Source organism: Prosthecobacter fusiformis (assembly GCF_004364345.1).
GTDB lineage: Bacteria > Verrucomicrobiota > Verrucomicrobiia > Verrucomicrobiales > Verrucomicrobiaceae > Prosthecobacter > Prosthecobacter fusiformis.
Genome location: NZ_SOCA01000001.1, coordinates 331722 through 343799 on the forward strand (window position 1 = coordinate 331722; position 12078 = coordinate 343799).

General features: G+C 56.9%; 10 protein-coding genes. 5 read left to right on the forward strand and 5 right to left on the reverse strand.

Features of this window, described 5'->3' with window-relative positions; genetic code table 11:
- Positions 1-61 precede the first annotated feature (61 nt).
- Positions 62-2662: an alkaline phosphatase D family protein gene (locus EI77_RS01065; protein ID WP_133792907.1), complete on the forward strand. Its 2601-nt coding sequence runs from the start codon at positions 62-64 to the stop codon at positions 2660-2662.
- A gap of 86 nt (positions 2663-2748) precedes the next feature.
- Here EI77_RS01065 and EI77_RS01070 read toward each other — a convergent pair whose 3' ends face one another.
- A complete protein-coding gene (locus EI77_RS01070) occupies positions 2749-3003 on the reverse strand; it encodes a hypothetical protein (RefSeq protein ID WP_133792908.1) in 255 nt (84 codons plus the stop codon).
- Positions 3000-3512, reverse strand: a complete 513-nt coding sequence (locus EI77_RS01075; RefSeq protein WP_133792909.1) for a hypothetical protein — start codon at positions 3510-3512, stop codon at positions 3000-3002. Before EI77_RS01075 ends, EI77_RS01070 begins: the two co-directional genes overlap by 4 nt.
- 162 nt (positions 3513-3674) lie before the next feature.
- Between EI77_RS01075 and EI77_RS01080 the strand changes: the two genes are divergently transcribed.
- Together EI77_RS01080 and ygfZ are read left to right on the forward strand one after the other, a co-directional pair.
- On the forward strand, positions 3675-4514 hold the full coding sequence (locus EI77_RS01080) for an NAD(P)-dependent oxidoreductase (RefSeq protein ID WP_133792910.1): 840 nt from the start codon (positions 3675-3677) through the stop codon (positions 4512-4514).
- 4 nt (positions 4515-4518) lie between these two features.
- A complete protein-coding gene (gene ygfZ / locus EI77_RS01085) occupies positions 4519-5376 on the forward strand; it encodes a CAF17-like 4Fe-4S cluster assembly/insertion protein YgfZ (RefSeq protein ID WP_133792911.1) in 858 nt (285 codons plus the stop codon).
- A 7-nt stretch (positions 5377-5383) separates the two neighbouring features.
- Here the strand turns inward: ygfZ and EI77_RS01090 are convergent, their stop codons facing one another.
- Positions 5384-7081 (reverse strand): exosortase/archaeosortase family protein, encoded by a 1698-nt coding sequence (locus EI77_RS01090; RefSeq protein ID WP_133792912.1) that lies wholly within the window; start codon positions 7079-7081, stop codon positions 5384-5386.
- A 102-nt stretch (positions 7082-7183) separates the two neighbouring features.
- On the opposite strand from EI77_RS01090, the gene EI77_RS01095 reads away from it, so the two are divergent.
- Positions 7184-8257 carry a hypothetical protein gene (locus tag EI77_RS01095; RefSeq protein ID WP_133792913.1) on the forward strand — a complete coding sequence of 358 codons (1074 nt, stop codon included), beginning with the start codon at positions 7184-7186 and terminating at the stop codon, positions 8255-8257.
- 31 nt (positions 8258-8288) lie between these two features.
- Here EI77_RS01095 and EI77_RS01100 read toward each other — a convergent pair whose 3' ends face one another.
- A complete protein-coding gene (locus EI77_RS01100) occupies positions 8289-8840 on the reverse strand; it encodes a hypothetical protein (protein WP_133792914.1) in 552 nt (183 codons plus the stop codon).
- Positions 8841-9057: 217 nt separating this feature from the next.
- Here EI77_RS01100 and EI77_RS01105 point away from each other — a divergent pair, with 217 nt between their 5' ends.
- Complete coding sequence (locus EI77_RS01105) at positions 9058-9606, forward strand: hypothetical protein (RefSeq protein WP_133792915.1); 549 nt, start codon at positions 9058-9060, stop codon at positions 9604-9606.
- A 21-nt stretch (positions 9607-9627) separates the two neighbouring features.
- Here the strand turns inward: EI77_RS01105 and EI77_RS01110 are convergent, their stop codons facing one another.
- On the reverse strand, positions 9628-11880 hold the full coding sequence (locus EI77_RS01110) for a hypothetical protein (protein ID WP_133792916.1): 2253 nt from the start codon (positions 11878-11880) through the stop codon (positions 9628-9630).
- Positions 11881-12078: the final 198 nt, after the last annotated feature.

The following is a 12078-nucleotide window of genomic DNA, read 5'->3' on the forward strand; positions in this document are numbered from 1 at the left end:
TCCGTGTGAGAGCGTGGCCCTCGGCTGAAAGAGAGGTCTGCTGCCCCCGTTTCACACGCGCATGCCATCCCCCACCCTCTCCCGCAGAAAACTGCTCGCTGACTCCGCCATCCTCACCGCCGGGGCATTGCTGGCACCTCATTTAAAAGGTCAGCAGGCCACTGCTGCGTCGGCCTTCATCAGCCGTTGGGAAGAGGACCTGGATCGTGTGTGGCTGGGAGCGGATTTTTGGGTGAATCCCATGCAGGACTGGCAGGTGAAAGATGGCCGCGCCGAATGCATCGCCGCCAAGCCCAACCGCAATGTCCATGTCCTCACCCGTGAGCTAGGCGATCATAGCGGCGACCTGCACATGAGCGTCCGCATTGGCCGCGTCGGTGGGGGTTCCCTGGCAGGCAATGGCAAAGGCAGCGCCGGATTCAAAATCGGCATTCTGGGTACTCTTCGCGATCACCCGGAGCTGCGCGATTACCGCAACAACCTGGCTTTCAGCAGCGGATGGGATGTGGGTTTCACTGCGGCAGGCGGACTCTTCTTTGGTGATTCGCGCCAGGCGGAGAAAGATGCCGTCACCCTAGGTGCAGTGGAAGCGGTGGACCTGGATCTGAAAGTGGAACCAGCGGGGTCCAGCTACGCACTCACACTGACCGTGAAAGATGCCGCAGGCGGTCAAACATTGGGCGAGCTCAAACGTACGGATATCCGTCCTCTCCAGCTCATCGGTAATCTGGCCATCGGCTGCAACTTCGGTCCTGAAGCCGGTCCGCGCGCTGCCGCCAAGAAAAAGGCACGCCCCGAAGGTCCAGGTCTCGGCGAGTTTTGGTTCAGCCACTGGTCCATTCAGGGCAGCAAAGTCATCGCGAATGAGGCGCACCGTTTTGGGCCGATCCTGTTTAATCATTACACACTCAGCAATCGCGTGATGAAAATGAGCGTGCAGATGCCGCCGCTGGGCATGGCAGATATCCAGGAAGTCAACATGGAGGTCAAAGCCAATGGATCGGACTGGAAAGCGGTGGCGAAAGCTCCCATCCATCCGCAGGCTCGCACGGCCACTTTTGAAATGCCCGGCTGGCAAGATGACCAGGACATCCCTTACCGCCTTGCTTATACCCTCAAATCCAAAAGCAGCGAGGCCGTCCACCATTACGAAGGCACCGTGCGTGCCAATCCGAGCGCCCAAGTGGAATTCAGCGTGGCGGACATCTCTTGCAACATTCACACCTGTTTTCCGAATGCGCCGTATGTGGCCAGTGTGGCAAAGCTCAATCCAGATCTCATGGCTTTTGTGGGTGACCAGTTTTATGAAAGCACTGCCAGTTATGGCGTGCAGCGTGATCCTCTGGAGCCAGCCATTCTCGACTACCTGCGGAAGTGGTATTTTCACGGCTGGACCTGGCGAGAGCTGACCAAGGACCGTCCCAGCATCTCCCTGCCGGATGACCATGATGTCTATCAAGGTAATCTCTGGGGCATGAATGGTGCGCCGCAAGGTCAGAGTCAGGAGGCAGGGGGCTATCAGATGAATCCAGAGTGGGTGAATGTCGTGCATCGCACGCAGACCTCCCACCATCCCGCTGCATACGATCCCGAGCCGAGCGAGCAGGGCATCAGCAATTATTACGGTGCCATGACCTATGGCGGCATCAGCTTCGCCATCCTGGCCGACCGCCAGTTTAAATCCGCACCGGAAAACAATGTGCCCGCCACCGACAGCCGCGCGGACCACGTCATCAATCCCGACTTCGATCCCAAGACTGCTGACATCGCCGGGCTGGAACTGCTGGGGGCTAAGCAGCTTCAGTTCCTGGAGGAATGGGCGCGGGACTGGAAGGACGCAGAGATGAAAGCGGTGCTGTCACAGACCATCTTCACCGGCATGGCTACCACCCATGGTACCGAACGTGAGGTGCTGCGCATCGACTATGACCAGAACGGCTGGCCCCAGGCCGCCCGCAATGCCGCCTTGAAGGCCATCCGTAAATCCTTCGCCTTCCATGTGGCGGGAGACCAGCACCTGCCTGCCCTGGTCCATTACGGCATTGATGAGCATCGTGATGCAGGAGTCGGCTTCGCCGGACCCGCCGTCAACGTGGGCTACCAGCGCTGGTGGGAACCCACTGAAAAGATCCACAAACTCAAGCCCGGCCAGGGACTGACGGGTGACTTTACCGACCACTTCGGGCATCCAATGACGGTGCTGGCGGTGAAGAACGGCATCCTCGAACCGCGCAAGGACGCCATGGGCATCAGCATCGACAAAGCCTCCGGTTTTGGGATGGTCCGGTTTAACAAAAAGGATCGTACTATCACCTGCGAATGCTGGCCTTTTGGCACTGATTTTGGCCAGCCCGGTGCGCCCCAGTTTGATACCTGGCCCGTTGTCACCAGCCAGCTTGACCAGTATGCCCGTAAGGCCCTGGTGCATCTACCGAAGCTGAGCATCAATGGCACGGCCAAGCCCCTGGTGGAAGTCATGGATGCCGCTGGCGAGCTCGTTTACGCCCTACGCCTCGCCTCCGCCGACTTTCAGCCTCACGTCTTCACGGAAGGCCCATACAGCCTGCGCATCAGCGATCCAGAAACCGGCAAATTCAAGATGCTGGAAGGCCTCAGCGCGGTGAAAGACAACAGCGAGACGCTTGAGGTAGCGCTGGGATGAGGGATTTCTAAAAGTCTGCCGCAGCTTCATTCCTCAATGCCGCCTTCCCAGGAATGAAGCTCATAGACGAACCGACTTGATAAAACTCAAGTAGCCGCAAGCTGCTCAAGTTTTTGCAGGTTCAGTGCACCGCCACCACGGAGAAAAAAGCGGGTAACTTGCTCACGCAATGTGCGATAAAGAGCGGGATCTGTCACGGCGAGTTCTTTCGGCACGTCGCGCTGGGCATACCGCACAAGGGCAGCAACCTCTGCCCAGCGTTTCTCCTTGAGCCTGATTCCCAGAAGCTCTGGATGCTCCAGCATTTCGCGGGCGATAAGTTCTTCTTCTCTAGCGCTCATGGCTGAATGATATCCAGATAGACGAGGTTTTCCAGTGCCTGTTGCTTGGCGGGCTGTGAAAACGTTTCGACTACGTCTCGGATAGTTTCTATTTCCGGCTGATGTTTGCCTGCCAAAAATACCACGTCTTCGATGTCGCGCGCGTCCCCGCGAACCAATTTTGAAGCAATCAGATGTTCAATGGGCGGGCGGTAGATTTCCAGTCTTCCCATGCGCTCCATCAATACAGGTTCAAATTCACCCACTTGGGTAGGACCAGGATCTACAATTTGTAAATAAGGCCGCCCTGGCTCCAAACTGGATTTCGGATCAAATAACATGCCAGCCGCCTCGACAGCCCTGCGTAATTCCAATCTATCGTAGTCACTGGCGGGTCTCCATACATCCAGATCTCTGGATGTTCTGCCCATCATCCCACCAAAGACACAGGCAACGGATCCAATCAAACAAAGCCGGATAGGCGCACCATCTTTTTCCAGCGCTCCAGCGATGCGTTCGAGCAGATCCATCCACTCTTCATGGTTTAATTTTCCCAGCACAAGGCATGACCTAACCGAGAACTGCCGGGGTCACAAGCATTCTCAACATCGGCATGAGGACACCAGTTCTTTTGATCCCCACACCCCGCACTTGCAGTCTCCGTCAACCCGGCGGAGCATCGTGGACATTTTATGAGTCAACCTTCTTCCATCGGCATCCTCGGCCTGGGCATCATCGGCAGCCGGGTGGCTGAAAATTTGCGTCAAGCAGGTCACAGCGTTCACGTCTGGAGCCATACCGCCCGTGACGTCCCCGGTGCCCAGCCGTCCCCACGTGCTGTGGCCGGGGCGGCAAAGGTCATTCAGATCTTTGTCCGCGATAGCGAGGCCCTGCTGAAGACCATCCGTGACATGCAGCCTGCGCTGACTCCAGATCACGTCATCATCAATCATGCCACCGTCAGCAAAGCCGCCACGCTGGAGGCTGCCGCGCTCTGTACAGAAAGCGGTGCTGGTTTCCTGGATGCACCCTTTACCGGCAGCAAGATGGCCGCACAAAACGCCAAACTGGTCTATTACATCGGTGGGTCTTCTGAAGTCCTGGAACGTGTGCGCCCCATCCTGGAAGTCTCATCCACCAAGATCCTGCCACTGGGTGAAATCGGCGATGCGATGGTGCTGAAAATTGTTACCAACCTCGTCACCGCCATCACGGTGAAAGCCTTGGCTGAAGCCGCTGCCATCACCCAAAGCCAGGGCATTCCCCTCCCCCATCTGCTGACTGCCCTAGAGAACAATGCGAACTACTCCGGCCTCATCGGCATGAAGCTGCCCAGCATCATCAAGGACGATTTCGAAGCGCACTTCTCCCTGCGCAACATGTTGAAGGACGCGGACTTCGCACGCGCCCTGGCAGCCGAGGGCGGACTCCCTACCCCTGCCCTGGATTGCACCGCCGAGGCCATGCGCACAGGCGTATCCCATGGCCAGGGCGATCTCGATTTCTCCGTGATCGGCAAAATCGCTTCCTAAATTCATGACTGCCGAACTCTATAAAACCGTCACCTCACTCGGCATCTGTGTGGACCTCTCCACCCGCGCCAAGTGGCGTCTGTCCGGCGCGGATCGCGTGCGGTACCTGAATGGTCAGGTGACCAATGACGTGCGCACTGCAAAATCCACCACGGCCCTCTATGCATGCGTGACCAACCTCAAGGGAAAGATCGAGGCGGATGTCTTCATCCACGCTACGCCGGATGGTGAAAGCCTGCTGATCGATGCAGATGCCAGCCTGCGTGAAAGCCTGGGCATGCGCCTGGAGCGTTACATCATTGCGGATGATGCCATCCTCGAAGACATCAGCGATGAATGGCGTCTCTGGCACATCCTAGGCAGCCAGCAACTGCCCGAAGGTGGCCATTCCCTGGCCAATGATTTACGCTTTGGCCTCGCTGGGACGGACGTCTGGCTACCTGCCAGTGCAGAGTTTCCCAGCCTTTCCACCCTGCCGCAGACGGAGGTGGAGACGCTACGCATCCTGCAAAAAATCCCGGCCTATCCGAATGAGCTGAATGCAGAGGCTTTCCCCCAGGAGGCTGGCTTGGAGAACTCCTCCATGAGTTTCACCAAAGGCTGCTACCTCGGTCAGGAGATCCTTTCGCGCATCAAGACCACCGGCAAGATGCCACGCCAGCTCATTGCGTGGACCAGCGAATCCGCCATTACTGCCGGTGAATCCATCGTGAATGAAGAGGGCAAGGAAATCGGTCGTGTCACCAGCGCCGCCTGGCATCCGGTGAAACAAACATTTATAGGCCTGGCTTATGTCAGGCAGGCTTCAGCCACTGAAGGCACATGGAAGACAGCGGCCGGACAATCCCTCGCCAGCGCCTAACCATCTTTTATTTAGCCTCCCCCTCTTTGAGTATCAAAGGGGGGACAAATTCGCGGATGAATGTCTTCATGTCTTCCAGCACATTCAGTTCCGCGAAAGGATCCATCTGGGCCATCGGCGTATCCTGCATCGGTGCAAAAAACGACAGCAATGCCCAGCGGTGGTCCCGACCGCGAATCAAAGCATCCTTGTATGAAGTGACCACATGAGCGTCATAAGACGGGGCGGTTACACCCTCCGAGCCCTGATACCAGTAAACATTCAGCGCGCGGGTGCGAACGACTTGTCCAGTGGCGGATTGCACATCCCGATGCATCCGCAGCAGGGTCGCCTGAACAGGCCTCGAAAGACCACCATCTATCTCGATAAAGCTTTGGCCGCTGATCACCCAGCCCTGGCCGGGCAGACAGACCTGCGGCTCATGCAGGGAACGTTTCTCCGCCCCACTGAGAACGACCGAAGCCAGCACTGCACGCTCCTTGGTAAAATAGAAACGGCGACCAATCTGCACCCCCTCATTCAGAACCTGTCGCTCTTTTGCAAGCATGGGCATGTCCTGGCTATCAAAATTTCCCATTCGCTCAGGCAGTGCCAGGCTTACCGGCGGCTCACCTACCCGATAAGTGATGTCCGTCGCCGCACACAGGACCAGCCCAGCCCCGCAGATGCCTACAGCCACTCCCAGCGGCAACCACGGGCTTTTAGGCAGCACCTTTTTCGTGGGGGCTGCGGGTGCGGAATTCAGCTTGCGCTTGGCATGCCATTTTTCCAATGCGGTGGCGATGACGAACATCCCCGCCAGGGCCACGCCGAATACCACAAAGCCAGCCAGCGTGTGAAAGGTACTCATTTCCTGCTCCCCTTCAATGTTTCGCCCCACGGCGAATTCCACGCCGAACCACCGGCTGCCCAGGGTCAGTAAAATCATGCGTACAATGTTCCCCAGCACCGCCAGCGGAATCGCGCTGGCAAACAGGAGTATGCGCGGCCCCCATGCCTTCAGCGCCAGCCAGCCATAGAGCGCGCTGATCATCATCAGGGAAAACAGAGACCGGATGCCGCTACAAGGCTCTTCCACATCCAGCTTGAAAAGCGCGCCCTGCTCCAGCCCACGGGCGGCATCGGCAGCGGAATGCAGGCCTGTCCCGTCACGAATGACATCCATGCCCACCAAATTCAGAAACCCTGCGGAGAACTTCGCCGTCAGGATGCGCAATGGAAAAGCCAGACGGGTTTCCAAAGGAATCATCGGCCATAGAAAAACCAGGAAGATCCAAGGGAAAATGAGCCATTTCATCCAGTGCCATCCCCCCAGCAGCAGGATGAGCCCGAGCGTCACTAACTGGATAGCCACAAATCCAGGGTAACCCGTATCCACCTTATACCCAGCCCAGTAAAAGAACATCCCCACCAGCAGGATGGGTACGCCCAGCCAGGAGCCATGCAAAGGCAGCCGCTTCAGGTCCTTCCGCATTCGCCAGATAAGCAAAGCCACGATTTTTGGAACAAATAAACAATAATACCACTCAGAATCTCTCTCCGCCTTATGCACGATCCCCATGATGATGCTGGACCTTCCCTCAAATTCCCAGTGCTGATAAGGCCAGATGAGCGCCAGCAGCAGTACCATCAACCCCGCACTGCCCCACACGATCTGGTTGATGCGTGAATTAGGGGCTGGAGACAGTGGGGGAGCTTCACTCATGAGCACAAAACATCAGGCAGAACACATGCCTGCCACATCGTCTGACACCTGTCCACGTTCATAGGCTGGAATTTATTTGAGATTGCGCTTAATTCTTTTCACATGGCCGATCATCCCCCCTCCACCCCGGCGCGGAAGCCCCTTCTTCAAGACGCATCACCCGCCCCTGAAACTGTCGCCACGCATTCCCGCGTACTCGTCACTGGTGGCCGCACCATCAAGCCGGAGGCCAGCCGCCCCGTCGGCACGTCATGGGCACCCATCATTGTCCTGGCGTTTTTTCAGCTCGGCCTCCTAGCGGCAGCCCTGGCATGGGGCACCACGTATGTGAGCAGGCAGGTGACCAACGCAAAAATCGGACGTTCTGAATCCGGCACGGGTGAAAACACCGGCGCGTTAAAAAATTCACTGGAACGCGCCAATGCCCAGATCGCCGCTCTTCAGCGTCAACTGGATGCTCAGGATGAAGAACGCGCCCGCACCCAAAATCGCCTCCAGGAAATGGCCGACCGCATGGCCCTGGTCATCCAGCAGTCCTCCTATGCCCCCACAGGGGATGCTCCACGCATCTCCAATGCCGATGCATCCCAGATCGCCGCCATGCTGCCCAGTGTCACCCCGGCTACAGGAGAGCTGATCCTCATCAAGGAACGCAACCGCCTGACTTCCTATGCGGACAAGGCCATCGCCACAGGCAGCCGGGAATCCCTCCAGGCCCTCGTGGATGCCATGATGGACCCTGCAATGAAACACCTCATTCACGCCGCCCAGGCCGAATTTAAGCGTGTTCAAGCCTATTACGACATGGGCATCGGCATTGATCCTGGCTATACCCTGCCAGTGCGAGAACTCTTCAAGGATACCCCCGTCACCCGTGAGGCAGACCTCACCCCCGGTCAGCTTCATGGCTTGTTGCAGGATCAAAAACAACCGTGGGAAACCCGCCTCCGCGCCGCCTATCTCCTGCGCTCCAGCACCGAGGCCGAGACCAACAGCCTCCTTCTCAAAACCCTCAAAGACGATCCCACCCTGGACGTGGCCAAACAGGCCCAGATCACTTTTGAAAATCGCGTTGGTCGTAAGTTCCGCCTCTTCGACATCCCCGCCATTGAGGCCTGGTGGCAGGCCCAAGGCGGCGACAAACCCGTGCTAAAAATGATCGAGCCCGGCAAGTAAACCCAACAGTCTTATCTGACTTGTGCCTAGCTCAAGAGATCGCTGGCAGATCCGGCGGTCTCACTGCTGGCGGCGGTGTGGGTGCTTCTTTGGAAGCCCGGCGGATCATAAAAAGTCCCAATAAAAGGCCCATTGCGAGTGAAAACACGCTACCACCCAGCTTTGGCTGCTCGCCATCGCTGATGATAATAAAATCATCGGCAAGGGAAAGGTCTAGGTTTGTCAGCTTCTCCCGTTCTTTGCTGGTCGCATCAATGCCGAATTTCACCAATCCCTTCACTTCTCGCTCAGGAAATAGGGAGTTCATCAATTCAGGTGTCATCTCAGCCGGAGACTTGAGTGCATTCAATTGAGCTGCGTTGCTGGTCATTAAATCAATCAGCGCTTTATCTTTCGAAGCCAGGAGAACAAATGCTGGTTTTTCACCTCGGTCACCAACGGCCTCAACCGCGATGTAAACCTCTTTGGTCTCGTCATTAAACCGGGAAGTGACATAGGCACTATTGACCAAGTTTAACTGAGCCTTCGAGAGGCTCACCCACTCAGCGGAAGGCCGTTTTTCCGCGTATTCCTTGAAGGTCATCTTCAACGGCTCACGATTTTTCAGTGCGACGTAAATGCCTTGGACACCTCCCCATAGCAAAGCAATGCAAAGGATCATGCCCAAACATCCAAAATTGATAAAGCCGCTGCTTTTCGAAGGTGATCCGGTAAATTTCATAGGACAACGAACTGAATGACATTTCCTCGTTTACAAGCAATAATATTCTACCCATATCTAGTTAATATTCTAGCAAGGCATGCAATCCACATCTCAACCACCCGAGCTACCTGCCCAAGTGAAATGGACCCAGGAAGAACTCAATGCCTACCTTGATCGACCCCTCCAAACTGGAGGGAAAATATTCCCTGGCACAGAAGGCATGATGCTGCGTGACATCGAGCAGGACATCATGAAGGGAGGCCGTTTTATCGTGCATCATTGGTGCTTCTCCATCATCATCCTGTCATTCAGCCGCACCACTTCCACACGTTATTTTAGATCGTGGAAATCTGGAATCGGCCGTGCAAGTTTTTACAGTCTTGTGTCCATGACTTTCGGCTGGTGGGGCTTCCCTTTCGGTCTTCTTTACACTCCCCTTTGCCTCTGGAAAAATGCCCGTGGCGGCACAGATGTTACCTCCGATCTCCTATCTCAAATCATCGGCCCGGCGCGTGCGCACAGTGTGCTGAGCAAGGCCGCTCCGCGCAAAGCCGATTTCCTCCACGGTCTTTTACTCTTCGTCAGTTTCGCTCTGCCGGTAGGTCTATTTTTCGCACTCGTCGTCACTGTGGCATTGAGAAGATGAGCTATTCCGACCCTGCCCGCATCACGCCCTCGTGATCCGTTTCCAGAAGAAATCCAGCTCCCGCGCCAGCACCGTCATCACCTGAGTCGGCTCAGCCTGGACGGCTCCGGTTTCAGCGTCTTTGATGATCCGCTGCATGGCATAGAGAGCGGCCACGCTGTGGGTATCCAGGTGCACGGCATCCAGATGTGGCTTCAGTGGATCAGGCATGGTGTCACCTGAATAAAGCGCCTGCCAGGCGGCGTGTTCACGATCAGCTTTAAAAGTGACCACTTTCAGCTTCACTGGAGGCGTGTCATCACGCTCAGCCTCAGACGCCAGATCCACCAGACGTCCGGCAGCAAAACCTGCCAGAACACGCCAGTAAGCCGTGTCAGTAAAGGGTGCCAGTCCAAAGAGCAATTCCACCCCCTGGATGGACCATACCATCGTCTGCCTACCCGTCATGCCCAACAATTCATGTTCCCCCAGACGCACCAGGGGGAAACGGCGGCCTGCTAACCGGATCAGCTCACCCAGCTTGGCATAATCCAGAGGTTGATTCTCAGCCTCGGCCTTCATTTGCAAGCGCAACGTCTCAAACCGCCCCAGCAATGCATCCCCTGGGCGACTCACCGGAATGGGGGATGTCTTAGGTTTAGCAGGAGCGGCGGCAGGCGGTGCGGCTGGGGTGGAGGGGATATTCAGACGCTCTGCAGGAATGTCCGCCGCATCATCTGCCATCTGGTTACGCGCTCCAGGCTGCCTCAAGTGATGCAGCATTTCACGCAGTTTCACAAACGCATCGGAGGATGGGGACACCGGGGGCACCGGCGTCCCGGCACCGGCCTCAGCCGTCGTTGCCCGCCAATCGCTCGCCGCTGGCGGAGGCGGGGGATCATTCTGGGGAAGGGCTGCCTGAGGCTCAGCCAGGCTTTCAGCCATTTGCTGGACTTCGGCGGAGGTCGTCTCATCAAAGATGGGCGGTACTTCGTCGGCGGATTCCAGAGGCAAAGTCTCCGTCATCAGCGGAATGGTCGAGCTAGGCTCCACCGGCAAGGGAGGAAAACTAATGCCAGCACTGGGCACTTCAGCCTGCTCCCCAGGAACCGAAAGCGGCACCGAGTTTTGAAAAATCTCCCACTGCCGGGCACAATGCCGCAGAAAAACACGGGCCGAAACCGACCCGATGGGACGGCCCAGGAAATATTGCTTCACATCCACAAACGCCTCAAACTCCACCAGATCCTCCTTCGATATCTTGGCTCGATCCATCCGCAGCCGCATCAAAGCCGCAGCATCGGTCTCACGCAGCCCTCTTAAAAGCACCTGCGTGGCCGTCAGACGATCTTCCAGCGCACTCGGCAGATGATGCCCGAAGGTGGCCTGCCACACATCCTGGTTCAGGCTCAGCAGCACGTGCAGTCCCTGGCTATCCACCATATCCATGAGCAGAGAAGCAATCGTCACCCCGGCATCCGGGTTTCGATAATACCCGTCCAGATGATCCACCAGGAGCACCACGGGACGCCATAGAGACAGCATTCGCAGCCACGTCGGCGTACCGGTCTCACGGTCTGCTGCAGCCAGATCCTGCATCACCGCCACACCTTCGGCTCCCCCTTCAAAAGCTTGGCCCAGCATGGCGTCCAGCCAGGCATCTGCCACATCCGCCCGCACAGGCACCTGCCGGGCCACACGCCGCGCCAGGATGGGGCGCAGACCGCCCGCATGCTTGCGCAGCCAGTCGCCGATCATGTGCGCGGCACCATCCTTGTTAAAAACATCCGTCACCGGGCCTGTGAGCACGCGCAGCGCCTGCTCAGGATTGGCACTGGGGACCAAGCCTTCTTTGATCAGCTCATGCAAAAGATGCGCCACCAGCCCAGCACACGCCTCCCGCAGCCGGGACCAGTCCTCCGTATCCCCCGCTGCCAGACTTAAAGCCTCCAGTCCGCGACGAGTCACCGTCGTCAAATTTAGTACATCGCCGGTGCGAAAAGCCAGAGGCACCATCACCACTCCAGAGCCTGCGGCTGCCACCACACGGCCCAAAAGATGTGTTTTTCCGTAACCCGCACGTGGGGCCGTCAGCAGCATCAACGGAGCCCCAGATCGTGTCTCCACGGATTCTAGCAATTGATCCAGCACATCCTCATTCAATCCGCCCACGGAAGCCCCTTCGCCAACAGCCAACGGACTCGGGCAGACATCCGCAGCAAAAGGATTGCCACGGACCGGGGCAGGTCGTGTTTCAGCAGTTGAGGGGGGGATGGACGTTTCAGAGATTCCCACAGGAGTCACCAGGTCAAATTTTTCTGCTATCCAGTATTATCTATTGAAACTATTCTCCAGCACAAAAAATTAAAGTGGAGAGTTCGTTTATTTGCGAACTTTTGCAGTTTCGTGTGATTCGCACTCTCAATTATGATAAATTCCGTCAGTTATACACAGGCGCTGTTCAGTTGTTCTCACTGACTGCCCTCGTATAAA

What these genes read in the sequence shown, in the direction of transcription:
- EI77_RS01080 (WP_133792910.1), top strand. Translation starts at nt 3,675, where the DNA reads ATGAGTCAACCTTCTTCCATCGGCATCCTCGGCCTGGGCATCATCGGC.
- EI77_RS01100 (WP_133792914.1), bottom strand. Translation starts at nt 8,840, where the DNA reads ATGACCTTCAAGGAATACGCGGAAAAACGGCCTTCCGCTGAGTGGGTG.
- EI77_RS01065 (WP_133792907.1), top strand. Translation starts at nt 62, where the DNA reads ATGCCATCCCCCACCCTCTCCCGCAGAAAACTGCTCGCTGACTCCGCC.
- EI77_RS01090 (WP_133792912.1), bottom strand. Translation starts at nt 7,081, where the DNA reads ATGAGTGAAGCTCCCCCACTGTCTCCAGCCCCTAATTCACGCATCAAC.
- EI77_RS01095 (WP_133792913.1), top strand. Translation starts at nt 7,184, where the DNA reads ATGGCCGATCATCCCCCCTCCACCCCGGCGCGGAAGCCCCTTCTTCAA.
- ygfZ (WP_133792911.1), top strand. Translation starts at nt 4,519, where the DNA reads ATGACTGCCGAACTCTATAAAACCGTCACCTCACTCGGCATCTGTGTG.
- EI77_RS01105 (WP_133792915.1), top strand. Translation starts at nt 9,058, where the DNA reads ATGCAATCCACATCTCAACCACCCGAGCTACCTGCCCAAGTGAAATGG.
- EI77_RS01075 (WP_133792909.1), bottom strand. Translation starts at nt 3,512, where the DNA reads ATGGATCTGCTCGAACGCATCGCTGGAGCGCTGGAAAAAGATGGTGCG.
- EI77_RS01070 (WP_133792908.1), bottom strand. Translation starts at nt 3,003, where the DNA reads ATGAGCGCTAGAGAAGAAGAACTTATCGCCCGCGAAATGCTGGAGCAT.